This window comes from Enterococcus sp. AZ080 (assembly GCF_051714945.1).
In the GTDB taxonomy this organism is placed as follows: Bacteria; Bacillota; Bacilli; order Lactobacillales; family Enterococcaceae; genus Enterococcus_B; species Enterococcus_B pernyi.
Map to the genome: position 1 here is coordinate 383,981 of NZ_JBIOSV010000001.1, position 25,556 is coordinate 409,536.

A 25,556-nucleotide genomic window follows, 5' to 3' on the forward strand; every position below is an offset into this window, starting at 1 on the left:
ATCATTGGCACAATCAAAATCTGTTTACTCGTTGTTGTTTTGCTCATCATCGCCACTTTGACTCGTTTCGATTTGTTTTTGTGGGGGAGTGATTTGTGCATTGTGGAGGGCGTTGTCATTGTTCACCTCTGTTTGGGGCATTGGCTATAAAATTTAAAGCTAAGATCAGAAAGCGTGGCATAAGTCAGGCAGTGTATACGCACAAAAACACAAGGGACATTCGAAAACCAACAAATTTCGAGTGCTCCTTGTGTTTTTATCTTCGATGTTTCAACTAATTTTTTCGTTCTTCTAGTTCAATAGCGTGGCTTAGTGAAAGGGATTATCTGATTATTTCCAGCGAGCGTCCACCACGATACCCTTTACTGATTGAAACGTTTTCTAAGAAATGATACTCTAAGGATAATAGATGAAAAAGAGGAGAATAACATATGAGGATCGTAATCGTCGGTGGCTCATTTGCGGGCATTCAGACAGCTATTTCTTTGCGCAACGACTGTCCAGAAAGTGAGATAATCATTATTGAGAAGCAAGCGCGGATAGGTTTTATCCCGAATAGTGTCAATTTGATTTTAAAAGGGGAATTTCATGAAGAAGCCCATCATTATTGGATCAATAAAGAGCAATTGACTCAAGAACATCAGATAGCAGTACGGGTAGAAACAGAAGTGACTGCGCTAAACAACGATAAAAACCAAATCCAATTAAATGATGGGGAAATATTGTCTTTCGATTTTCTTGTGATTGCGACAGGCTCACAACAACGCTTCCGTTTTAGTACACAAGAAAACGACACGATTTGGACAATCAAAGATCCTAAAACTTCGCAACAATTCCAACAACGTATTGGAAATGCAAAAAAAATCGCAGTGGTCGGTGCAGGGCAAGTTGGCTTGGAACTCATCGAAGGATTAGCGAACCTGGGAAAAGAACTTCATCTGTACGAAAGCCAATCGACAGTTTTATTCCGATATTTTGATCCAGAGATGATCAAGCCGTTGTATCGCGAGCTGAACAATCGAGGTATTCGATATTTCTTAAATGAACAAGTACAAGAAATCATTGAAGCAGAACAAACAAAGATCTTCACGGAAAAAAGAAGTGAGACGTATGATTTAGTCTTGTTAGCAAATTACACCCGACCAGATAATCAATTATGGGAAGAATCCTTGCGATTGAATGATGATGGGACGATCTGGGTAAATGACTACCTGCAAACATCCCAGGAAAATATTTATGCTATTGGCGATGCCATCCAAGTAACCTATCGACCAACGCAAGAAAAGATGTACGTGTCTTTAGTCAACAATGCGATTCGAACGGCGAAGATCGCCAGTAAAAATATCAGTGGGCAACAAAAGAAGGATTTAGGTACGTATCGTCCAATCGGTAATCACTGGTTCGGACATTATTTTGGGAGTGTCGGTTTAACAGAAAGCGAAAGTATCTTTTATGCTGGGGAAATCAACACACAATATTTAACCACCAGAGCTTCTGCTGCGAATCAGGAGTTGATCCAAATAAAAGTGCTATTGACGGAAGAAGGAAAACTGATTGGCGCGCAATGTCATAGCCAAGCAGTTATTTTCTATCTTTTAGACCGACTGACTTTAGCAGTTGAGGAAGGATGGACACTCGCAGACCTGGAAGCGCGCGAATTCTTCTTTCAACCAGAGTATCGAGCGCCAACAGCTCTTGTAAAGGTGGTTGATTCTTTCGATGAAGATTGAAGAATTTTTAGAAAAAAAAGAGCAAATCCAAATTGAGATTTTACGAATGCTTGTATTAGAAGGTGGTTCCGCTTCAATCAATGAGTTGCGCTCCTCTGTGAAATTATCAAAATCTGCCTTCGACCAATATATCGAAGACCTTGAATTGATCGGTCGTATGATGAAAACAAAGATTTCTGTCCGAAAAAATGAATTTCAAGTCGTCCTTGAATTAGATGAGCATACGAGTTTAGAAAAAATCATGCTTTTTTTGGTACAACAAAGCGTGAAATATCAGATCTTGACGTATCTTCTTGAACACCAACAAGCTTCAAGTGTTCGTTTGGCAACAGCTTTTACGATCAGTGAATCCTCTGTCTTTAGAAAAACCAAAGAATTGAATCAGCTATTGAAAGAGTTCTCTCTACAGATAAAGAATGGACAAATCCAAGGAGAAGAGCTCCAGATCCGTTATTTTTATTATTCCTTATTTCAATTTTTCCCAGAGTCACAAAGACCACAGTATTTACAAGATACTCCAGATAAGCGTCCGTTGATAGTAGGATTGGCGCATGTGTTGAATACAACTTTTCCCCCACAATCATCGACAAAAATTGCGACATGGATCGGTATTACACGGAAAAGGTTACTGTCAGATAAGATGAAGTTTTCTAGTACAAAAGAGAAAAAAGAAATATACCAAGAGGATCAACTGTACCAGACCATCCATCCGGTGATTTCCTTATATCTTAGTCGAACAGCAGCTGATGTTACGGCGTATGAGTCGATGATGTTTTATAGTTTTCTCGTTACTTTCTCGGTACTGGAGGAAGAGACATTTTATCAATACGAGTTGACTCGTAGCAAAAAGTTACCTACAGCGGTGTTGGATACGTATATTCGAGAAACCATGCTGTGGCATTATCGACCAAGGCGTCTAAAAATCAAGGAAGAGAAAACAATTGGGTATCACTTGGCACAAATCAATAATGAGTTATACTTTTTTTCTGGCTATTTAACCATCTATGATCCGCCACACTTACTCATCCAACAACAACGGATGTTGGGTGATTCGTTGACTCAATTACTTGAACGATTGAAAAAAACGACAGTCGAACAGCTTCCTATGAAAAAATTGACCAATCAAGTTTTGGATAATCTGATGAGTCAATACGCGAATATTTTGATGATGATCGATTTCTATATTGAAAAATCTGTGGTTATTGGCATTGATCTACAATCATTACCGATCTATCGGGTTGCTTTCCAACAGTTCTTGATTCGAGAGTTAAAGGGGATCAGCGGGATCGTGATCGAAGAAGTCCAACCAGAAAAAAGTTATGATTTTGTGATCACCTTCAATCAGGATAAAAAAGGTCAAGAGTACTATTATCTATCGGAGTTTGCTTCAAGTTATGATATTTTAAGGTTAAAGCAAAAAATCGAGCAAGAAAAAAAAGCCAAAAATTAAAAAACTGTCAAAAAAAAAGTGAATTGCTATTTTTTTGGCAGTTTCTACTCCTTAAATAGGTGTACCATAAAAGTAGTTAAAGAAAGCGTTTGCAAAAATGGAGGAGATTATAATGACAGAATCAACGTATATCATGGCGATTGACCAAGGGACAACAAGCTCACGAGCGATTATCTTTGATAAAAAAGGAAGACACATCGGTAGTTCGCAAAAGGAATTCACACAATATTTTCCCCGGGAAAGCTGGGTAGAACATGATGCGAATGAAATCTGGAACTCTGTACAATCAGTTATCGCAGGTGCGTTTATTGAATCTGGTATCAAGCCAACACAAATCGCCGGTATTGGTATCACGAATCAACGTGAAACAACAGTGATTTGGGAAAAAGATACAGGACGTCCGATTTATCATGCTGTAGTTTGGCAATCGCGTCAATCAGCTGGTATTGCTAACAAATTAAAAGAAGACGGACACCAAGAGTTTTTCCATGAAAAAACTGGTTTAGTCATTGATGCGTATTTCTCTGCTACTAAGATTCGCTGGATCTTAGACCATGTAGAAGGTGCACAAGAGCGAGCAGAAAAAGGCGAGTTGATGTTTGGAACGATCGATTCTTGGCTTGTTTGGAAATTGACAGATGGGCAAGCACATGTAACCGATTACTCGAATGCGAGTCGTACAATGTTGTTCAATATCCATGAATTGGATTGGGATCAAGAAATCTTAGATCTACTGAATATTCCACGAGTGATGTTACCGAAAGTAACCTCAAATTCAGAGGTTTACGGTTATACACAAGGGTACCACTTCTATGGTAGTGAAGCACCGATTTCTGGGATGGCAGGAGACCAACAAGCGGCCTTATTCGGTCAAATGGCTTTTGAGCCAGGAATGGTCAAAAATACGTATGGTACAGGTTCATTTATTGTGATGAACACAGGTGAAAAACCACAATTATCTAAAAACAATCTGTTGACGACGATTGGTTACGGAATAAATGGAAAGGTTTACTATGCGCTAGAAGGGAGTATCTTCGTTGCCGGTTCTTCCATCCAATGGTTGCGTGACGGTCTGCAAATGCTACAAAAAGCGAGTGATTCAGAAGATGCAGCGAAACGTTCAACTAGTGATGACGAAGTTTACGTTGTACCTGCTTTTGTTGGACTTGGCGCTCCTTACTGGGATCAAGCAGCACGTGGTTCTATGTTTGGTCTTACTCGAGGAACAACGAAAGAGGATATCATCAAGGCGACATTACAATCCATTGCCTACCAAGTTCGAGATATCATCGATACGATGCAAGATGATACCGGCATCCAGATTCCTGTGTTAAAAGTTGATGGAGGTGCAGCCAATAATGAATACTTGATGCAGTTCCAAACAGATATCTTGAATGTACCGATCCAACGTGCCGGTAACTTGGAGACCACTGCATTAGGTGCTGCCTTTCTTGCAGGATTAGCAGTTGGTTACTGGAAAGATACGGATGAAATTCGTGAGTTTTATGAAGCTGGTAAAATCTTCGAGGCGGAAATGCCAGAAGAGCGTAGAGAAAAACTTTACACTGGTTGGAAAAAAGCAGTGAAAGCAACTCAAGCATTTGAGTAAAGGGAGGGAACACAAGATGTTTTCAAAAAAAACAAGACAAGATAACATTGACCACATGAAACAAGAAGAATTAGATCTTTTGATTATTGGGGGCGGAATCACTGGTGCAGGTGTAGCAATCCAAGCAGCTGCTTCAGGTATTAAAACCGGTTTGATCGAAATGCAGGATTTTGCAGAAGGAACTTCTTCACGCTCAACCAAGTTAGTTCATGGGGGGATTCGTTACCTAAAAACGTTTGACGTTGAAGTGGTCGCAGATACAGTAGGCGAACGTGCAGTGGTACAACAAGTGGCACCGCATATCCCTAAACCAGATCCGATGTTATTGCCGATTTATGAAGGAGAAGGCGCAACGACATTCAATATGTTTTCTGTAAAAGTAGCGATGGATCTTTATGATAAATTAGCAAAAGTAACTGGAACGAAGTATGAAAACTATACGTTGACACCTGAAGAAGTTCTTGAACGTGAGCCGTTTCTTAAAAAAGATGGCTTAACAGGTGCCGGTGTTTACTTGGATTTCCGGAATAATGATTCCCGTTTAGTGATCGATAATATCAAAAAAGCGGCAGAAGACGGAGCATATCTGGTCAGCAAAATGAAAGCTACCGGTTTTATCTATGAAGGTGACCAGATCATCGGAGTCAAAGCGCGTGATTTGTTAAGTGATGAAGTCATTGAGATCCGAGCAAAAGTAGTGATCAACACAAGTGGACCATGGGTGGACAAGATCCGTAACCTGAACTTCAAGCGTGCGATCTCACCAAAAATGCGTCCGACAAAAGGCGTCCATTTAGTAGTAGACGCGAAGAAACTGCCTGTGCCACAGCCTACTTATTTCGATACAGGAAAACAAGATGGTCGGATGGTCTTTGCGATTCCTCGTGAAAACAAAACGTATTTTGGGACAACAGATACCGATTACCAAGGCGATTTTACAGACCCTCAAGTAACACAGGAAGATGTGGATTACTTACTAGACGTGATCAATCATCGTTATCCAGAAGCAAATATCACTTTGGCTGATATCGAATCAAGTTGGGCAGGATTACGTCCGTTATTGATCGGCAATGCTGGTTCTGACTACAACGGTGGTGATAACGGTTCGATCTCTGATAAAAGTTTCCGTAAAGTCGTTGATACGGTGACGGATTACAAAGAAAGCAAGGTATCACGAGTAGAAGTCGAAGATGTGTTGAATCATTTAGAAAGTAGTCGTGATGAAAAAGCACCATCCACTGTTTCTCGCGGTAGTTCATTAGAACGTGAACCAGATGGACTAGTTACTTTATCTGGTGGTAAAATCACCGATTATCGCAAAATGGCAGAAGGCGCGATGAAATTGATCCGTCAACTGTTACAAGAAGAGTATGGTGTAACTATAAAAGAGATTGATTCCAAGACTTATTCGATCTCAGGCGGCGATTTTGATCCGACGAAACAAGAAGAAATGGTCGAAGAATATACAAAAATCGGTGTGGAAGCAGGTCTTGATGAAAAAGATGCTGCATATATCGCAGATTTCTATGGAACAAATGCGAAACACATCTTTGAATTAGCAAAAGAAATGAATCCTTATCCAGGATTGACTTTGGCAGAATCTGCGCGTCTGCGTTACGGATTAGAAAACGAAATGGTCTTAGTTCCAGGTGACTATTTGATTCGCCGTACCAACCATCTACTTTTTGAAAGAGATCAGTTAGATGCCATCAAACAACCGATCATTGATGCGATTGCTGCATACTTTGAATGGACAGACGAAGAAAAAGAACGTGAAACACAACATTTAGAGCAACTGATCGCTGAGTCAGACTTACGTGACCTGAAAGGAGAAAAATAAAATGAATGCAGACATGACCCAAATCATGGGGGAATTTATTGGAACGATGATTTTGATCCTTTTAGGGGACGGCGTATGTGCAGCAGTGAATTTAAACAAAAGTAAAGCGCAAGCCTCCGGTTGGATCGTCATTGCATTTGGTTGGGCAATGGCTGTTACGATGGCAGTATTTATTTCAGGATTCATGGGACCCGCTCATTTAAATCCTGCGGTGACACTTGGGATGGCAATGACAGGGGCAATCGGTTGGAATTTGGTTTTCCCATTCATCATCGCGCAATTACTAGGTGCAATCGTCGGTGCGGTACTTGTTTGGTTATCTTATTTGCCACATTGGTCAGCAACAAAGGATCAAGGGGCAATCTTAGGAACCTTTGCGACTGGACCAGCCATCCGCAACTATCCTGCTAACTTTATTACAGAGTTGATCGGTACGTTCGTTTTAGTCTTAGGACTATTGGCATTTGGCCAAACAGAATTTGCGGGTGGAATAAATGTCTTTGCTGTTGGAGGATTGATTTTAGCTATCGGGTTATCACTAGGTGGTTCAACAGGATATGCGATCAATCCAGCTCGTGATCTAGGTCCACGTATCGCTCATGCGATTTTACCAATCGCTAATAAAGGTGGTTCTGACTGGGGTTATTCATGGGTACCGATTGCAGGACCAATGGTTGGTGCAATCGTCGCAGTAGGTATGTACACGTTGATGGTTTAATGAAATAAATTTTCTATATTAAAATAAATGGTTCTCTTGGTCGTTATTCACAAACCAAGAGAACCATTTTTAATTGATCAGTCAAGTCGTAACAACAAGAGAGTCGATAAACTTACATCAAGCTTTGATAGATGTCAATGATCTCTGACACGTTCGTTTCTCTTGGATTTCCTGGGGTACAGACATCATTGAACGCATCTTCAGCAATTTTTGCAATATCCGCTTCTTTGACACCTAGTTCGGAGATCGTCGCAGGGATGCCAACTTTCTTCGATAAAGCGTCAATCGCTTCACAAGCGGCATCACGAATATCTTGGATGGAACGAGATTCTGCGTCTTTGATGTTCAGTGCCTTCGCGATTTCTCGATATTTATTGCCTGTAAACTCTTTATTGTATTTCATGACCGTTGGTAATAAGGCAGCGCAAGCGACACCGTGGGGGATGTCATACCATGCGGATAATGGATGAGCCATTCCATGCACAAGACCTAAACCAACATTTGAAAAACCCATTCCTGCAAGGTACTGTCCTAAAGCCATATCTTCTCGACCTTTTGGATCACCATTCACGGAATCGGCTAAACTACGACCGATGATCTCAATGGCTTTGAGATGGAACATATCACTCATTTCCCATGAACCTTTCGTGATCAATCCCTCGATAGCATGAGTCATCGCATCCATCCCAGTTGCCGCACACAAGGCTTTCGGCATGCCCATCATCAAATCACTGTCAACAAAGGCAACGATTGGAATATCATGAGGATCAACACATACAAATTTACGAGAACGCTCTTTGTCAGTGATCACATAGTTGATCGTGACTTCAGCGGCCGTACCAGAAGTCGTCGGAACAGCTAAGATCGGCAAGCTTGGATGTTTTGTATCTGCCACACCTTCTAGACTACGGACATCAGAAAACTCTGGATTCGTTACGATGATTCCAATGGCTTTGGCTGTGTCGATCGGCGAACCTCCGCCAATTGCCAGGATCACATCCGCTTTTGCTTCTTGAACGAAAGTCACGCCCTCTTTGACATTCTCGATCGTTGGATTAGGTACGATACCGTCGTAGATTTCATAAGCAATCTCTGCCTCATCTAATAAGGTGGTGACTTTTGCTACGACACCGATTTTATGCAGCTCTTTATCGGTGATCACCACTGCTTTTTTGAAATTTCTGGCATGAAATTCCGTTGGGATAGCTGCAATAGCCCCTTTTCCATGATAGGATGTTTCATTTAAAATCATTCGATTTGCCATTTGGTTTACTCTCCTTTAGGTAGGTCGGTTTCAGAAATTATATATTCTGATGGATAACGCAGTTTTTTGAAATAATAGGTGCGATCCTTTTTATTGAATGTTCGCACCACATGACAAGGATTTCCTACTGCTAAAGAATTAGCTGGGATATCCTTCGTGACGACACTTCCAGCTCCAATCACTACATGATCACCGATTGTCACCCCGGGCAGTATGGATGTATTTGCACCGATCCAGACGTTGTCGCCGATCGTAACAGGCGCCCCAAATTCTGCTTGGTACTCTTGACGTAAAACAGGATCTAAGGCATGGCCGGCTGTGTAGATCCCCACATTTGGAGCAAGTAAGACATCCTTACCAATCGTGATCGGAGCAACATCAAGTAACGTGCAATTATTATTGGCTAAAAAGTTTTCTCCAACGGTGATGTTGATTCCATAGTCGCAATGAAAGGGTTGTTCAACAAAGAGTTTGTCCCCAGTTTGCTTGAACATTTTTTTGATCAATTGCTGACGCTCAGATAATTTTCGAGGATGGATATGATTGAATTCATAAAGGAGATCTCTCGTGACCAAACGAAGCTGCAATAATTCTTCATCTTGACGATAGACCTCACCAGCAATCATTTTTTCGACATTGGATTTCATTTTGCACCTCACGATTGTTAATCGTTCAAATAGCCAGCACGTGGGACAACCCTAAACGCATCAGCCAGTAATTTCAAATTGTCATCTTCTAACGTTTGTTTGATGCCACCTTGGGACATGACGATCGTATAGACTTGGGCAGCTTTTTCAGCTGTTTCGATCAAACCAAATGTTTCATCCATATCTTTTCCAGAACCATAGATTCCATGTTGTGGCCAAACGACTAAACGGGTTTCTTTCATTTTTGCAGCAGTTGCTTCGCCGATTTCATTCGAACCGGGAACTAACCATGGAATGACCGAGATGCCTTCTGGGAAGACAACTAAGCACTCTGTACACATTTGCCATAATGTACGAGTCAATTCGCGTTCAGAAAGTGGATGGCTAAAAGTCATGGCTAACAAGTGTGTTGCGTGACAATGCATGACGATGCGGTTATCTGGATCGACACTTAATCGAGCGATATGGCTCATGAAATGACTTGGTAACTCAGAAGTCGGAACAGCATCAGGGCTTAATCCCCATAAAATGTCGATCGCATGACCATCTCCGGTCACACGGATCAATCCAAGATTTTCTTCTGGCTCTGCCTGTACATTTTTAAAATATTTTCCAGACCCTGTCACTAAGAAATACCTTCCGGCTAATTGTTGGGCATCAAATGGCAACGGCAGTGTTCGTAAAACTTTCGTAGGATCGATAAAAGGTAAGACTTGTGCTTCTTCTAATAAGTAGGTGATATTCCCACCATTACGTTCATCCCATCCTAGGCGGTACATATTGGTTGTTGCTTGAATCATCTCTTGTACAAATGGAGCAGTGAGCATCGCTGATTTTTTCACGAGTGAGACCTCTTTTCTTTTTCTGATGAATAGAAAGAACATGTAGTATGTGGTTATTTTGTAAATCAACAGAAAGAACCTCAAAATCAGTTAGACGGATTCTCGAAGGCTTCTGTTGATAGGTGAAGGGCTTTTTTTACAACTTGATAGTTAGTGTTCATGAAGCAACACTTCGGTCATAAGCCAGAAAAATCAAAAATGAACCAGCCATTTTCGATTTTCTATCTTACTGCTCAGGCCAGAACGCTTCTTTCACAACCTGTGATAAACGGTGTTCGAAAGCCAGCTCCTTCAATATTAAGTCAAAAATCGAAAAAATATGAGGAACTATTTTCTCGATTTCCGTCTTAATACTCGGAGCTAAACGGCTTTCTCACAACCTCTTACTTTGTACGTCTTTTTCGTATTGTAGGACTTCTTGGTACCAGTCCATGCCTACTGGGACGTTGTTGATTTCACAGAAGTAATTCCAAACGTCGGCGTATGGGAAGTCTTTTAATTCTTCAGTGAAGGCTAAGCGTTTGGTGAAGTCGAAGTTTAGTTCGGCTTCTTTTAATTCTTCGATTGGTTCAAGCATGGCTTTTAACAATGCCTTTTGCGTATTTCTTGTGCCGATTGCCCATGCGGCGATCCGGTTGATGGTTGCGTCAAAGAAATCGAGTCCGATCGCTGTTTTTTCAAGTAAATGATTGCGGACTAATTCTTTGCCGATTTCTTGTAATTCATCATCCATGATCACAACATGGTCTGAATCCCAACGCACAGGACGAGAGACGTGGAGCATGATCCCTTTTGAGAATAAGGCTAAAGACGAAAGTTTATTGGAGATGACTTCAGTTGGATGGAAGTGTCCTGCGTCTAGGCAGATCAATTTGTTACGTGTCAATCCATAGCCCATATAAAATTCGTGTGAACCTACTGTGTAAGCTTCGGCACCAAGTCCAAATAGTTTGGATTCTACGGCATCTTGTGTATATTCTTCGTTGAGTTCTTCTGAGAAAATCTCATCTAAAGATTCCATCAACCGTTGGCGTGGAGATAGGCGGTCGATTGGATTGTCTTTCATTCCATCAGGCATCCAAAAATTATCGATACATGTTTGTCCGATTTCTTTTCCCATATACTCGGCGATTTTACGAGCACGTTTCCCATGTTCGATCCAGTAATCCCGTACTTCTTTGTCTGGATGAGCAAGTGTCAAGCCATCTTTCATCATTGGGTGAGAGAAGAAGGTTGGGTTGAAATCAAGACCGATGCCTTGTTCTTTTGCCCATGCGACCCATTTCTCGAAATGTTTTGGTTCGATCTCATTTAAATCGACCGGTTCGTCTGTATCTAGATACATGGCATGTAAATTCAACTTATGATTCCCAGGAATCAATGAGAAAGCTTTTTCTAAATCTTGGCGTAATTGGTCCGGCGTATGTGCGGCTCCAGGATAGTTTCCTGTAGCCATGATGCCACCTGTTAATTCTCCATCTGGTGTCAAGAAACCTTTGACATCATCGCCTTGCCAACAGTGCATCGAAATCTTCACTTCTGCGAGTTTCTGCAAGACCTCCTCAGTATCGACACCGATACTCGCATATTTTGCTTTGGCTTCTTCATAACGTTCTTTGACATTCATCATATTGAATCTCTCCTTTTATATTAAAAATTCTTTATATCTAGCAAGTGCTTGTGTCATTTCCTCGGTATGTCGAGGGTGAAAAGTGGCTAATGAAACAGAATCTCTGATCGCTTCACGCGCCAGTTGCAACGTACCGTAGCCGTTCGTTGCAATCATTTGGACCATTAGATTGCCAATAGCGGTCGCTTCATCTGGTCCTGCTTCGACTTCGATATTGCAAATATCGGCTGTCAGCTGATTAAGGAAGGTATTATTTGAACCTCCACCGACGATGTGTAAATGATGAAATTCTATTCCGGTGATCCGTGCTAAGTTCTCTAGTTCGACAGCGTAGCATAGAGCTAAATTGTCATAGATACAGCGAGCCAGCTGACTAGGGGTTTGAGGGATAGATTGGTTTGTTTCTTTACAATAATCTTGTAATTCTTGAATCATATTTTGGGGATTCAAGAAACGTGGGTCGTTGACATTGATCAATTGTTGGAAAGGCGCTTCCTGTTCTGCCAGTTCTGCCAATTCAGCAAAACTATAGGCACCATCTTGCAAACGAGCAACTTCTTGGATCAACCACATACCCATGATATTTTTTAAGAAGCGAATGGTTCCTTGCACACCCCATTCATTTGTAAAGTTAGCTTCAAATGCTTCTTTTGTTGAAATGCCTTCAGGAATCTCTACACCCATCAACGACCAAGTGCCTGAACTGATGTATGCCCAATCTTTGCCAGTCGCGGGTGTGCCGACAACTGCTGAAGCAGTGTCGTGAGAAGCAATCGTGATAAAGGTCGCTTTTGGCAGATCATAGGTCGGAAATTGGGCAGTTTGTAATTCGCCTAGAATCTGTCCAGGCTCGGTGATTCGTGGGAAAAGCGAAGCGTCGATGCCTAGAACAGCTAAAATATCTGAGTCCCATTTCCGAGTTTCTAAGTTCAGAAGCTGCATAGTAGACGCATTAGTCTTTTCGGTGACTGCTTCTCCAGTGAAGAGGTAACCGAGTAGATCAGGCATCAATAACAAACGATGGGCATTTATTAACGTTTCTTTTTCTTCAACAAGTAATTGAAACACCGTGTTGAATGGTTGCATTTGGATACCTGTTTTTTGGTAAAGTTCATCTAGTGGCATGTTTTGTTCAAATTGTGGGATGGCTTCTTTCGTTCGCTCATCACGATAGCTCGTCGGGGCGTCGATCAAATGACCATCAACATCAAGCAAGCTATAATCGACACCCCAAGTATCGATGCCGACATAACATTCTGCGATACCTTGTTGCTTGGCTTTTTCCAAACCTTTTAAGATTTCAGTGACTAGATGTGTGAGCGGCCACTTTGCGACACCATCGATTTTTTCAAATCCATTTTTGAAGCGATGGACTTCCTGTAAGTCAAAACGGCCTAATTCATTAAGATTGGCATGGATCAAACGACCACTTGAAGCGCCAATATCGATAGCAAGATAATTCATCAAAATTCCTCCAATTTGTTTTTACTTGAATCAATGAAAACTAGACTTCATTTGGGAGTGGCTTCTTTTTAAAAGTAAGGAGAAGAAAAAGAATACCTAAAACGGTCATCAAAATGCAGCCATTGATAAAAATATTTTGTAAAGCATCAGAACCGATACCGAATCTTTCTAAAAGTCGATGTCCATAGGGTGAAACAAAGTTACCGATATTTGCTAGAACGAGAATAAAGGAAGTGGTGCTTGCTTTTGCTACTTGCGGAACTGAACGAGTAGCATCATTGAAGATGTAAGGAACGAACAGAGCAAAGGCGATACCGTTCAGTGCAGCCCCAACACCGATCATAAATAAATGATTGGCTGTCAAGATGAGGAATAAGCTTGCTGCCATGATGAAAAAAGAAATAGGCAACGTCCATCGTTTCAATCCTTTGTAAATCAACCCGAATAAGAAACCAGCAACCATGTTAGCAATCTGCATAAAAGAAAGAAGCGTTCCGGCATCTGATTCTGTTCCTAGATTTTCAGTCACGATGAAGGTCGAAAGCTTAACGACAACGATCATGTAGAAAATACAGAGAAAGAAGATCAAAATGCCATACATGAGAGTAGTCGGACGGAGTGTTCCTTTTTGTGCTGTTTCTTTTTTAAAGGTGGAGTTTTGTTTTTTCTTTGGCGGTTCAGGGACGAAAGCCATAAATAAGAAAATGATCGGAATGGTGATCAAGTAAACTAAGAATGCTTTTTGCCAGCCAAAAGTGAGGAGACGTCCGGCAGTGAAGGTCATGACTGCAGCTCCTAAACCTTGAAAGGCGGATTGGAAGCCAATCAAGGTGGCAGCTTCTTCGCCTTCAAAAAATTCGCTGATCATACTGACTGCCAACGAGTTGAAGAGACCAAAGCCCGCACCTAATGCTGCGCGGGAGATCATCAATAAATAGAAGTTGGCAGTGAAGACAGGTAACACGCCAGCAACTCCAGCAAGCAACAACCCAAGTAAGACAGTTTGTTTCTGTCCGATGGCTTTGGCAATCAAACTACTCAAAGCAATAAAAATCACAACAGTTAGTTGAGGAATGGTCATCAGTAGTTCGACGGATGAAGCCGATTGATCATTGAAGTAGCCTAACATCATCGGTAAAGCGGATGCGATAGCAGTATTTGACGTTAAAACTAAGGAAATGGATAACAGCGACAGTTTCATCAACCAAGTCTTTCTCATAGCTTGTTCCTCCAGATGAAGATGTATTTGTTGCACTCATCATATCTTGTAACCCTTTTCACAACAATGTCAGTATGTTACTATATTGGTGTCAAATTTACATATCAAGGGGGAGTAAAACGATGAATCCGTTTGTACAAAAGATCTTTCTGCCGTATACACCCGAAGAGTTAGAACAGCGAAAGACGGGGCAATGGATCAAGGAATTTGAAGGAGAAAACTTAGACGAACAAGACCAGCAATTCAAATTAGACGATCACCATCTTTTTCAAGAAAATAATATTTTGATTCGCCAACATCGACGCTTCGCTCATTATCCACTACATTCCCACCATTTTTTAGAATTCAATTATATGTATTGCGGTACTTCAGAACAGATCGTCAACGGTCTGCCAATCACTTTGAAAGAAGGACAATTATTACTTTTAGATACAAATAGTCGCCATGAACTGATGCCTTTGGGTGAACATGATATTTTGCTGAATTTCTTATTCAAAACGAATGATATCAATATCAATCTTCTGAAAAAAATCGATCATCGCAGTGGGGGATTGACCTATAATTTTTTAATGAACGCCATTTTAGAACCTGGCTATAATGAGACCCATCTTTTGTTACACTTATCAAAAGAACCAGAGATCCAAGTCACCTTGGATCAAATGATCCTCGAATATTTTTCAAAAAAACATCTAGGAAATGAAATCATGAATGCTTTTTCACAAGTGTTATTTTTACAGCTTTCTAGAGTCTATCACTCCCAATTAGCAAAAATATACAAAAAAGATGGACAAAGCAACTTAATGATCAAAATTCTGCAACGGATCGAAAGTGACTATCGAACATTGAACCTAAAAACATTGGCAGATGAGTTAGGGTATAATCCAAATTATCTGTCTAATTTGATCAAACAACAGACTGGGAAATCCTTCAAACAATTGATTACGAACCAACGCTTACATGAAGCACAGGATCTAATTTTAGCTACCCGCTTCTCGATTGAGGAGATTGCGGCCAATGTAGGTTTTTCCAATAAGACACATTTTTACAAAAAATATCGAGAATATTTTGGGGATACGCCAATCGCCATTCGCAAACAACGTTGAGGACGTGGGCGATACATAAAAAAAACAACTGCGAAGGGAGTGAGACATTAGTTCTCCCCCCACCTATAACCGAATAAACGGCGGGAACAGAAGTAACCTCTTCGAAAAATAAGGCGCCATCCACAAAAATTTGAAAAACAATTTTCGTGGATGGCGCCTTATTTCTCGAGGCTGAACACTTCTGTCCCGACCTCAGATCGCAGTTGTTTTTTGTTAATTCAAAGCAGTTAGAACATTATTTGGTACTTGATTTTCATTGATCGTCGTTGGTCCAGAGGTTACTCGTTTTTGGCTGACCTCTGCTTTGACATAACTATTAGGTTCTAACGGTGTTGGATTTTCTGAGGCGATCGTATAAGGTAATTTGATCGTTTTGCCATCCTTAGTAACAAAGGATAATTCATAGTCATACGCTTTCCAATCCCACATTTTTTCTCCGCTATCATTTCGTGCATCTGTCAAAGGTGGAACCTTTTCCGGTACTTTTGCGTAGGCAACTTGGCTATTGTAGGTTTGATCATAATATTGATAACCTTTGTAGCCACCAAACAATAACAATAAGAGAGCAATTGCTCCAATCAATTTTTTCATCATATCCATCCTTTTATGTTTCTTGATATATCCAATTATCGCCGATTGATACAGTGTTTGAAAATCGAAAAACGTGACAATTTTGAAATATTATTAAAATAATACCATTCAGACTCGTTCAGTATCTGTTTGACATTCTGGCAACCGCTTGCTATAGTAAAAAAGAAAAATAAATAAAACCTAGATGAACGAGGTATTTTGATGAGTGTAGTAGGTATCTAATCGAGTAAGTTGAATAACCAATAAAGCAGTAGGCTTATTTGGTGTGCTTATAGATGGTACCTGTCTGAAACATTTCTTGTAATCAAATCAAGGGGAGGACATGTCTTATTTTAGCTGTGTCCTGCCCTTTTATTCTATTTTAGGTCTTTATTTATTTTGGGGACAGGTATCTCTTCAAGAAAAGGAGAGAATATGAATCATACAATCAAACAATTACAATTTGAACAAATCAGAAAAGAAGTGATTGCCCGAGCAATCGGAGATCACACGAAAGAACGTCTGGCAGAAATGTCAATCCCGACAAATCTTCAGACCGTAGAAACAAGACAAACAGAAACGAAAGAAGCCCGTACGATTTTAGAAAGTAGCCAGCACGTGCCCTTTATGGGGCTAACACGAATTGTGGCATTAACTGACCAAGTGAAAAAAGGCTTGATCTTAACCCCCGCTGAATTGATTGAATACGCTGATTTTTTGAGAAGCAGTCGAATGATCACTCGCTTCTTTGAAAAAAACCAATATCAAACGCCATTACTGTATGCGTACAGTAAAAATCTACCGGATCTTCAAGCGGTGGAGGACTTAGTTTATGAACAAATCAAGAACCAACAAGTCGCAGATGAAGCATCAAAAAATCTACGTAAAGTACGAAAACAAATCCAAACGGTAGAAAAAGAAATCCAAGATCGTTTGCTAAAATTCTTGCGTCATCCTGGGAATAAAGAAATGATCCAAGAAGCGATGATCGTTCAAAAAGGGGAACACGCAACGATCCCTATCAAAGCGAGTTATAAAAATAAAGTAGCCGGAACGATCATTGAACAGTCGAATAAAGGTACGACGGTATTCATCGAACCAACAGCAGTCGCTAAAGCAAGCGCACAACATCAATTATTGAAAGCAGAGGAAATTGCTGAAGAATATCAGATTCTAGCAAGTTTGACTGGGGCATTAGCTGAAAATGAACAGGCAATCGATCAAATCATCGAAACGGTCACCGTTTTCGATATTATTTTCGCACGTGGGAAATACAGTAGAGAGATCAATGGCATCACACCTATCATCAATAAATCAGAACGCATCCATCTGAAACAAGCGAGACATCCACTGTTATCAGAAAAAGCTGTGCCCTTAGATTTTGATTTGGGTGCAGAATATCGTGGATTAGTGATCACAGGTGCAAATGCTGGTGGGAAAACAGTTGTTTTGAAAACAGTCGGATTGCTGACGTTGATGGCAATGTTTGGTCTGCAAGTACCAGCAAAAGATGGGACAGAGCTTGCCGTGTTCGACGAAGTTTTTGTCGATGTCGGCGATCAACAAGATTTAGCGAATGCATTGAGTACTTTTTCTGGGCATATGCAAAATATCGCACAGATTTTGAATAAAGTGGGTAGAAATACCCTAGTTTTACTTGATGAGATCGGTAGTGGAACAGAACCAACGGAAGGGGCAGCTTTAGCAATCGCCATCATGTCTGCAATGTATGAGAAAGGTGCGCTGATGGTTGCAACGACCCATTACGGCGAAATCAAAGAGTTTGCGGAACGACATGAAGATTTTGTGCCGGCAGCAATGGCTTTTGACCGAGAAGCCTTGCAACCAAAGTATCAATTACAGGTAGGAAAAACAGGGGAAAGCCAAGCATTGTGGATCGCTAAAAAAATGCAAATGTCAGAGGACTTGATCCAACAAGCTCAGCAGTATCTTTCTACGAAAGACTATTCAAGTGAAAAACGCTTATTCAAACAACAAGTGAAGACGCAAGAAGTCAAGAACGAAGAAAAGGTTTTATTTTCAAAAGGGGATCGGGTATATGCCACCCAATACAAAAAAGAAGCATTAGTCTTTGAAGACACTGGCGAAGAGACGATCGTGATTTTTGTCGATAACCAAAAAGAAACGGTCCTTCGACAGCGTGTCCTTTTAAAAATGAGAGCAGAAGAACTTTATCCTGTAGGCTATGAGATCGATCAGCTATTTACAGATTTTAAAACGAGAAAATGGGAACGAGATATTGAACGAGGTTCAAAAAAAGCCCACAAAAAATTATTAAAAGAAACCCGTCAGCGTCAGGCTGCACGAAATGGAAACTCCGAAAAAACATAATAACAGATTCACAATGGCATACGAAGGATTGGAAGAGCTCGCAATAAAAAACCGACAATTAATTGGTTCCACGTGGAAAGTACGGTAAAATAGATGAAATGACATTTTGGGAGTTGTTAAGTAATGAATGGAGCATCTGATTGGCGAAAAGAAATTCGCACGATTCCGAATCTACTATCGATTATAAGAATTCTTTTATTGCCTTTTTATTTGTATTTTATGAGTAAGCAAGCTTTCTATCTGGCTGGATCGATCATCCTCTTTTCAGGAGTCACAGACTTTTTAGATGGATACATCGCCCGAAGATTCAATCAGATCACAGAACTTGGAAAAGTTCTTGATCCAATCGGTGATAAGTTGACCCAATTGGTCTTAATCATCTCCATGGCATGGGAACGTCCGTATATCTGGCTCGTTTTAGCTTTATTTATTGTGAAAGAAGCATTTATGCTGATTGCTGGGATCGTTGCTTTGCGTAAACAGGTCAAATTAGATGGAGCAAAGTGGTATGGTAAATGGGCGACAGCTGTGATTTATGTAGGGATGCTCCTGTTATTGCTTTTCCCAACGATTCCTGAAGGATGGGTCATGGTGATATTTGCAATCATTACCTACAGTTTGGCTCAGTCCTTTGTTTTATATGCTTTGGAGTATCGTAAACTACTGAAGCGCTAGGTAGTTTGGTGTATCTTATTGTTGTAACAGCGAATGAGAAGAGTACCGTTGCAATTTAAGTGAAGAATTTATCGAAAATCAATCGAAGTCAAAACTGGCTGAGATTGATTTTTTTTTAGTTTAAGATAAAAAAAATCAACTGAATGCAAAAAAATAGCTGGTAATATGCCGAAGCATAGACGTAGCAATGATTCAAGAGTAAATATTTCAAGGAGTTAGGCAATATGTGAAGTTGAAATTACACAGAGAAGACTATATGATTTTATTATAATCTATTCGAGAAACAGGTAGTTCACAAAAAATAAGGTCGATTCAATCAGTCATATGTACATATTTTAGGTTTTACTATCAATCATCAGAAGGAGAGGTAATTTATGAATTTATCGAATATTCAATCTAGTGAAGAATACTTAAAACATTATAGAGAATTTATGGAAAACTGTTTTTCCATCAACTATCCACTTTTAGCTTCTTTTTACAAAGAACTTCATCATCGTTTTTTAGAGGTCGTCTCTCAAAAGGACGGACCTGTGTTTGAACAATTACAAGAGCTGTTGGGGATCGATGCACAGCTACAGATACTTTACGAAATGGCGGAATGTATCGAATCGTTGAAATTAGAAATGAATGAAGAGAAAATCATTGAAATGATCAAGAGAGATAGCTTTTCTTTTTATAGAGAACGGATAGGGTTAACGAAGAAAGATCCTATTCCGCGCGGATTGATCTATCTGAGTGAAAAATAGCCAGTCAATCTTACAGCTATTTCTCTATCAAGGGAAAAGATTCGACATAGTTTTTAATACACATAATCAGCGACTGTTTGTTTAGTAGAACATCTCTTTTGTCCTATTCTTGTGATAATTATCATGTATTCTAGTATGGATTGGATTTTAATATACAGAAAAGCTGTGACCTAAGTGTTCAGCCCTGAGAAATAAGCGTGAAACCCAGAAAATTCCTCTTGGAATTTTTGAGGTCTCACGCTTATTTCTGAAGGAGCTACTTCACATTATCGCCAAATAATTACTGGATCTTCTGCTTGCACGATCCTGTCACTCTGGGATAAGAGAAAATCTACTGCGGAGGCGCCGATTTTTTTAGGGGAGAAATCAATAGTTGAAAAGGCTAATATCTCACTATATGGTAGATTTCCTTCACCTATGACAGTGAAATCTTTTTTATGAATGAATCCTGCCTGTTTCATTCCTGAAATTACACCGGCTGCTGTATCATCGCCATTGACATAGATTACCTCTGGAATAGAGGCGTGAGTTGTGATCTCTATTGCGAACGCATAGCCATCTGCATAGGTTTCTATACCAGTGAAATAGTTTTTTCCTTCAATCGCTTTTCCAAAATACATTTCATAAGCAGTCAATTTGTTTTTTGTGGTCTGGCTTTGTGAGGCACTGCGTTTAGTAGTAAAGATGACCCTGGAAATACCACGGGTATGCAGGGTAAGAAACAATTGATCATACACTTTTTTTCGATCTGGATAAATCATGGCAAGGTCGTCATTGTCCATCTTTTCAGTTGAGACGATTTTTCCTTTGAAGCGAAGAGGTTCAAGTAGTTCATCAATTTTTGTTCGTGACGTCAGAATAAGACCGTCGATCATTTTTTGCTCTAGTAATGTGTAATAGTGACTCTCCGTCTCCTTTTCATAATAAGTAGGAAGTAATAATACTTGATACCCTTTACTTTTTGCCTGATACAAGATACTGTCCACCAACTGATTATAACAAGAACTGTTGTTAGGCAAGGTAACACCTAAAGTATAGGTTTCTCCTTTACTCAATTTTACAGCATTGCCGTTCACCACATAGTTCGTCTCTTCAATAACGGATTGGACTTTTTTTCGTAAATCATCGGATACGTAACGGTCATTATTTATCACTCTGGAAACGGTAGATTTGGATACTCCTGACATTTTTGCGATCTCTCGAATCGTAACGATGGGATTTTCCTCCTTTTCTCTTGACTTGGGACGCGTCCCAGTAGGTATACTTTTTCTGAAAGGTGGTAATGGAATGACAATCAAAATGATCGCTGTAGATATGGATGGTACATTTTTGAATGATCAAAAGAAATACAATGAAGAACGCTTTAAGAAACTTTTTGACTTACTACAGGAAAAAGAAATAAAGTTTGTTGTAGCAAGTGGAAATCAATATTTCCAGTTGCGTTCATTCTTCCCTGATCTTTATAAAAGTATAGCATTCGTAGCAGAAAATGGGGCAAATATTTTAATTGGTGAAGACCATGTGTACAATGCAGAATTACGTCCTGAAAAAATCGTTCAGACATTAGATGTATTGGAAGAGTTAGCGCCCATGAACTTGATCTTATGTGGGAAACAGAGTGCCTATCTCTCTAATACGGTTTCTAAGGAATTGTTTGAACGTGCAAGTTTTTACTACCCGAAGCTTGAAAAGGTAGAAGACCTGTATACGTTAGCTAAGGGAGAAGAAACGATTTTCAAGTTTGCTTTATCCTTCAATGAGCAAGAAGTGGCAGAAAAACTAACTGCCTTAAAGCATTCTTTAGGAGAGGGATTGATACCGGTCTCTAGTGGTCATGGAGATATCGATTTGATCATCCCTGGTGTCCACAAACTAAACGGGTTACGCTTGTTAGGCAAAAAATGGGGAATCAACGAGGATGAGATTGCTACGTTTGGCGATAGCGGGAATGACTTTGAAATGATCCAACAGATCAAGCACAGTTTTGCTATGGAAAATGGACAGCCCAAGATCAAAGAAGCAGCTACGACGATTATCGGATCAAATAATACAGAGGCTGTACTCGATACGATCCAAGCAATTGTAGAAGGGAAATATACGTAACTTAGTGGTGGCAAATTACCGAAACATTGAGCTATAAGAAATAAGGCATCATCCACGAAAATTGTTTTTCAAATTTTTGTGGATGATGCCTTATTTTTCAAAGAGGTTCCATTTGTTTCCGCCGTTTATTCGGTTTTAAGTAGTGCGAGATAGAAACTTGCTGCGTTTATTTTTTGATGATCATATTGATGGCTTGTTCCATTTTTTTTGCTTGTTCCTCCACACTGTTTTCTGGATGCTCCAAGCAGTTTTTTAAATTTTCGGCAACGATCATCCCCATGACACGATCAATACTCGAACGAACAGCGCTTAATTGTGTAATGATATCCATGCACTCTTTTTCCTCGTTAATCATTTTTTGGATACCACGAATTTGTCCTTCTGTACGTCTCAAGCGATTTAGAATTGTTTTGTTGTCAATAGTCATCATAGAACCTCCCACTCTTTTTTTGTAAATAATACCCTATATAGGTATTATTTGCAAATGAAAACTGCAACTTTTTGAAATTAAAAGTTTTAATGGTTGACATAATCACATTTATCGTGTTGAATATACCCCAGTAGGTATATTTTTCTAAAAAAAGAGGAGAGAATGAAAATGGGATTATTTCAACTTAGTCAATCAATAACAGTAAAGGATTTGCAAGATAAATTAAAAGAAAACATCCAATTGATCGATGTTAGAACACCGTCTGAATACCGAGGTGGGCATATTAAGCAAGCGGAAAATATTCCTTTACACCGTATTAGTACGTATAATGGGGATAAACAAGCACCAGTATACGTTATTTGTCAGTCAGGAATGCGTAGTAAGCAAGCGACGAAAGAATTAAAAAATCTTGGTTATCAGGCAATCAATATTCGTGGCGGGATGAATCAATGGTTTGGGGAAAAGATTGGAGGAAGATAAAAAATGAAATTTGTGATAATTGGCGGTGTTGCTGGAGGGATGTCTGCGGCCACTCGTTTAAGACGACTGCAAGAAGATGCAGAAATCGTTGTTTTTGAAAAAGGGCCCAATGTTTCTTTTGCTAATTGTGGCCTTCCTTACTATCTTTCTGGTGAAATCGATGAAAGAGAAAAGCTCTTGATCCAAACACCTGAAAGTTTAGCTGCACGCTTTCGTCTGGACGTTCGAGTGGAGCATGAAGTCACAGCGATTTTTCCAGAAACAAAAGAAGTGGAAGTTTCTCATGGAGAGGAATCCCGCAAAGAAACGTATGATGCCCTTTTGCTTTCTCCAGGAGCTAAACCCTTTATACCTGAGATCACAGGCTTGTCTGAGGCAAAAAATGTATTTACTTTGAGAAATGTTCCAGATGTTGATGCTATCATGGAAAAATTAGAGGAACAACCTCGTAAAGCGGTAGTTATTGGCGCCGGTTTTATTGGGATCGAAGTAGCAGAAAATCTAAAAAAGCGTGGATTGGATGTAACGATCGTCGAACGGACTCCGCAAGTCGTACCGACGTTGGATGAAGAGATGGCTTCTTTTGTACAAAAAGAATTAGAAAATAATGATGTTCAAGTTTTAACAAATTGTGTTGTTACTAGTTTTGAAGAACAAGGAAACATGCTTCGTCTAGAAAATGGCGAAATGTTAGAGTCAGATTTGACGATTCTTTCGGTGGGAGTCCAACCAGATAGTCGCTTAGCTGAGATGGCAGGTTTAACGTTGGGATTACGTGGCGGTATCGTTGTGGATGAGCATTATCAAACAAGTGATTCGGCAATCTTTGCAGTAGGAGATGCGATTGTCGTGAAACATCAAATCACGAAGGAACCTGCATTGATTTCTTTAGCTTCGCCTGCGAATCGACAAGGACGACAAGCTGCTGATAACATGGCTGGGCGGCCACGCCTGAATCAAGGCAGCCTTGGAACGGCTATTGTTCGAGCATTTGGTCAGACAGCTGCCTCCACAGGTATCACTGAACGACAAGCAAAAAAAGCAGGTTTATCTTTTCAAGTCCTCCATGCTTCAGGTAAAGATCATGCTGGCTATTACCCTGGTGCAACGGACTTGTTGTTGAAATTGATCTTCCATCCGGAAACTGGGGAAATCTATGGAGCTCAAGGAATCGGTCAAAAAGGGATAGATAAACGAATCGATATTCTTGCGACAGCCATTAAAGGGCATTTGACAGTCTTCGACCTGCCAGAGTTAGAACTGACTTATGCACCGCCTTTTGGTTCAGCGAAAGATCCAGTAAATATGCTAGGCTATATTGCGATGAATGTCATCGAAGGATTGAGTGAGATGATACAGTGGCATGAATTGCCAGAAGAATTAGCACATGGGAAACAATTGCTTGATGTTCGGAATAAAGAAGAGTGGCAGAATGGTTATTTCCCAGAGGCCATTCATATTCCTTTATCTGAATTACGTCAACGATTGGACGAATTGGATAAAGAGCAAGAATATATCGTCAGTTGTCATAGTGGATTACGTAGCTACTTAGCAGAAAGAATCTTGAAACAAGCGGGATTCACTGTGAAAAATTTAGATGGCGCTTTTTCTCTGTACCAAGCCGTCAGACCAGATGAATTATGCTATCCTCGAGGGTAGAACTTGAGGGTGTGACCGACGAGCTTTGTAAGGGAAGTAGTAAGCTTGGATGATCGTTTTTCTATTTTTAGAACTTGGCGCTTTTTTAGGCTATTTTTTTGAAGGATAGGAGCTGACGAATGACAAAACTCCAACCTTTCATCGATACAACTAGACAGAATACGTCAATTGTTTATAGGCGATTCCTCAGTTTTTTTCTATAATGAACAACTAGTGAAAATGAAAGGGGATGGCAGAGATGCACAAAATGAAAAAAGTACTTTTTGCTGCACTGATCGCCAGCAGTTTCTTTCTTTGTCAGACAGTCAGGGCAGATTCAAGTCAGCCACCATCAGAAACCAGTGAGTCACAGATCCAGGAGAGTCAGGAGCCACTAGACTCGTCACATACACCTCCTAACGAAGCTGATCCATCAGATTCGACTCGCTGGGAGAAGTTGGAGCAACAACGTAAAGAATTGGAAGATACGTTGGAACAAGCGAAACAACAACTTATCGAAAAACAAAAGGAAATCGATCAAACAGTGAACGATTTAGCAAATCAAGCAGTGAGTGATCGCGATGAGTTAGCTGAGAAAATAGCTGAAGAGCGAGAAAAAGCCGAATTAGCAAAACAAAAAATAGCATCTGCGACCCAACGGGCAACCGAAGTACAAACGGAATTGCAAGATTTAGCAACGTCTACGGTTGCGTCAGTGGATCAGACACAAGCGGATATTCAAGCAGCTCGTACGGAAATCCATGAAAAAGCAGCAGAAGCTCAAGCGACAATGGCCGATTTCGAAGTAAGAAAAGCGGATTTGTCTGCCAGTATCGAAAGAATCAAGGCGACCTTACATTCCGCCGGAAAACGGTCGGTAGAAGCGGGGACAGTTACTAAAACAGAAACAAAAGTAGTGGAAGAACAACCCGCGAAGACATTACCAAAAACGGACGATCGCCGGTCAATTTATTTGTCAGTGATCGGTAGCTTGTGCTTGCTGGTTGTTTTTGTCGGTGCTGTGTATCAAAAAAGAGTTTGAGTGT

At 40.3% G+C, this 25,556-nt stretch carries 22 protein-coding genes; 13 read left to right on the plus strand and 9 right to left on the minus strand.

The genetic code is table 11. The features are described from left to right. The first annotated feature begins 431 nt into the window (after positions 1 to 431). From IGK01_RS01835 to IGK01_RS01855, 5 genes are all read left to right on the plus strand, one after another. On the plus strand, positions 432 to 1,730 hold the full coding sequence (locus IGK01_RS01835) for an NAD(P)/FAD-dependent oxidoreductase (protein WP_096081347.1): 1,299 nt from the start codon (positions 432 to 434) through the stop codon (positions 1,728 to 1,730). Next, entirely contained in the window at positions 1,720 to 3,180 is a 1,461-nt protein-coding gene (locus IGK01_RS01840) for a helix-turn-helix domain-containing protein (protein WP_438840463.1), read from the plus strand. Before IGK01_RS01835 ends, IGK01_RS01840 begins: the two co-directional genes overlap by 11 nt. A gap of 112 nt (positions 3,181 to 3,292) precedes the next feature. Then, complete coding sequence (glpK, locus tag IGK01_RS01845) at positions 3,293 to 4,789, plus strand: glycerol kinase GlpK (RefSeq protein ID WP_034690589.1); 1,497 nt, start codon at positions 3,293 to 3,295, stop codon at positions 4,787 to 4,789. A gap of 16 nt (positions 4,790 to 4,805) precedes the next feature. Then, positions 4,806 to 6,629, plus strand: a complete 1,824-nt coding sequence (glpO, locus tag IGK01_RS01850) for a type 1 glycerol-3-phosphate oxidase (protein WP_349520900.1) — start codon at positions 4,806 to 4,808, stop codon at positions 6,627 to 6,629. Position 6,630: 1 nt separating this feature from the next. Beyond that, positions 6,631 to 7,347, plus strand: coding sequence for an MIP/aquaporin family protein (locus IGK01_RS01855; RefSeq protein ID WP_438747537.1), 717 nt, complete (start codon positions 6,631 to 6,633; stop codon positions 7,345 to 7,347). A 112-nt stretch (positions 7,348 to 7,459) separates the two neighbouring features. On the opposite strand, the gene fucO is transcribed toward IGK01_RS01855, so the two are convergent. The 6 genes from fucO to IGK01_RS01885 form a co-directional block, all read right to left on the minus strand. Beyond that, positions 7,460 to 8,611: a lactaldehyde reductase gene (gene fucO, locus IGK01_RS01860; RefSeq protein WP_023519044.1), complete on the minus strand. Its 1,152-nt coding sequence runs from the start codon at positions 8,609 to 8,611 to the stop codon at positions 7,460 to 7,462. Between the two features lie 5 nt (positions 8,612 to 8,616). Continuing rightward, complete coding sequence (locus tag IGK01_RS01865) at positions 8,617 to 9,258, minus strand: sugar O-acetyltransferase (protein WP_062805746.1); 642 nt, start codon at positions 9,256 to 9,258, stop codon at positions 8,617 to 8,619. A gap of 17 nt (positions 9,259 to 9,275) precedes the next feature. Beyond that, positions 9,276 to 10,100 (minus strand): rhamnulose-1-phosphate aldolase, encoded by an 825-nt coding sequence (rhaD, locus tag IGK01_RS01870; protein ID WP_349520904.1) that lies wholly within the window; start codon positions 10,098 to 10,100, stop codon positions 9,276 to 9,278. 373 nt (positions 10,101 to 10,473) lie between these two features. Continuing rightward, on the minus strand, positions 10,474 to 11,730 hold the full coding sequence (rhaA, locus tag IGK01_RS01875) for an L-rhamnose isomerase (protein ID WP_019722530.1): 1,257 nt from the start codon (positions 11,728 to 11,730) through the stop codon (positions 10,474 to 10,476). 15 nt (positions 11,731 to 11,745) lie between these two features. Next, on the minus strand, positions 11,746 to 13,194 hold the full coding sequence (gene rhaB, locus IGK01_RS01880; RefSeq protein ID WP_438840464.1) for a rhamnulokinase: 1,449 nt from the start codon (positions 13,192 to 13,194) through the stop codon (positions 11,746 to 11,748). 40 nt (positions 13,195 to 13,234) lie between these two features. Beyond that, the gene (locus IGK01_RS01885; protein ID WP_023519049.1) at positions 13,235 to 14,413 is read right to left on the minus strand and encodes an MFS transporter; all 1,179 of its coding nucleotides are present in this window, start codon (positions 14,411 to 14,413) and stop codon (positions 13,235 to 13,237) included. 122 nt (positions 14,414 to 14,535) lie between these two features. Here IGK01_RS01885 and IGK01_RS01890 point away from each other — a divergent pair, with 122 nt between their 5' ends. Further along, entirely contained in the window at positions 14,536 to 15,516 is a 981-nt protein-coding gene (locus IGK01_RS01890) for an AraC family transcriptional regulator (RefSeq protein ID WP_224434482.1), read from the plus strand. A gap of 213 nt (positions 15,517 to 15,729) precedes the next feature. Here IGK01_RS01890 and IGK01_RS01895 read toward each other — a convergent pair whose 3' ends face one another. Continuing rightward, positions 15,730 to 16,107, minus strand: coding sequence for a DUF1093 domain-containing protein (locus IGK01_RS01895; RefSeq protein ID WP_153829914.1), 378 nt, complete (start codon positions 16,105 to 16,107; stop codon positions 15,730 to 15,732). Between the two features lie 414 nt (positions 16,108 to 16,521). On the opposite strand from IGK01_RS01895, the gene IGK01_RS01900 reads away from it, so the two are divergent. The 3 genes from IGK01_RS01900 to IGK01_RS01910 all read left to right on the plus strand — a co-directional run bounded on the left by IGK01_RS01900 (position 16,522) and on the right by IGK01_RS01910 (position 19,859). Further along, on the plus strand, positions 16,522 to 18,438 hold the full coding sequence (locus IGK01_RS01900) for an endonuclease MutS2 (RefSeq protein WP_010736408.1): 1,917 nt from the start codon (positions 16,522 to 16,524) through the stop codon (positions 18,436 to 18,438). A 123-nt stretch (positions 18,439 to 18,561) separates the two neighbouring features. Further along, the gene (locus tag IGK01_RS01905; protein WP_438747549.1) at positions 18,562 to 19,113 is read left to right on the plus strand and encodes a CDP-alcohol phosphatidyltransferase family protein; all 552 of its coding nucleotides are present in this window, start codon (positions 18,562 to 18,564) and stop codon (positions 19,111 to 19,113) included. A gap of 374 nt (positions 19,114 to 19,487) precedes the next feature. Then, positions 19,488 to 19,859, plus strand: coding sequence for a DUF7006 family protein (locus IGK01_RS01910; protein ID WP_019723867.1), 372 nt, complete (start codon positions 19,488 to 19,490; stop codon positions 19,857 to 19,859). A 266-nt stretch (positions 19,860 to 20,125) separates the two neighbouring features. Here IGK01_RS01910 and IGK01_RS01915 read toward each other — a convergent pair whose 3' ends face one another. Then, on the minus strand, positions 20,126 to 21,073 hold the full coding sequence (locus IGK01_RS01915) for a LacI family DNA-binding transcriptional regulator (protein ID WP_438840835.1): 948 nt from the start codon (positions 21,071 to 21,073) through the stop codon (positions 20,126 to 20,128). Between the two features lie 73 nt (positions 21,074 to 21,146). Between IGK01_RS01915 and IGK01_RS01920 the strand changes: the two genes are divergently transcribed. Beyond that, a complete protein-coding gene (locus IGK01_RS01920; RefSeq protein WP_023519054.1) occupies positions 21,147 to 21,962 on the plus strand; it encodes a Cof-type HAD-IIB family hydrolase in 816 nt (271 codons plus the stop codon). 166 nt (positions 21,963 to 22,128) lie between these two features. Here the strand turns inward: IGK01_RS01920 and IGK01_RS01925 are convergent, their stop codons facing one another. Continuing rightward, positions 22,129 to 22,389 (minus strand): metal-sensitive transcriptional regulator, encoded by a 261-nt coding sequence (locus tag IGK01_RS01925; protein WP_224434484.1) that lies wholly within the window; start codon positions 22,387 to 22,389, stop codon positions 22,129 to 22,131. A gap of 171 nt (positions 22,390 to 22,560) precedes the next feature. Here IGK01_RS01925 and IGK01_RS01930 point away from each other — a divergent pair, with 171 nt between their 5' ends. The 3 genes from IGK01_RS01930 (at position 22,561) to IGK01_RS01940 (ending at position 25,552) form a co-directional block, all read left to right on the plus strand. Further along, the gene (locus tag IGK01_RS01930; RefSeq protein ID WP_010736402.1) at positions 22,561 to 22,872 is read left to right on the plus strand and encodes a rhodanese-like domain-containing protein; all 312 of its coding nucleotides are present in this window, start codon (positions 22,561 to 22,563) and stop codon (positions 22,870 to 22,872) included. Positions 22,873 to 22,875: 3 nt separating this feature from the next. Continuing rightward, a complete protein-coding gene (locus IGK01_RS01935; RefSeq protein ID WP_438840465.1) occupies positions 22,876 to 24,531 on the plus strand; it encodes an FAD-dependent oxidoreductase in 1,656 nt (551 codons plus the stop codon). A gap of 238 nt (positions 24,532 to 24,769) precedes the next feature. Further along, the gene (locus IGK01_RS01940; protein WP_224434486.1) at positions 24,770 to 25,552 is read left to right on the plus strand and encodes a hypothetical protein; all 783 of its coding nucleotides are present in this window, start codon (positions 24,770 to 24,772) and stop codon (positions 25,550 to 25,552) included. Positions 25,553 to 25,556: the final 4 nt, after the last annotated feature.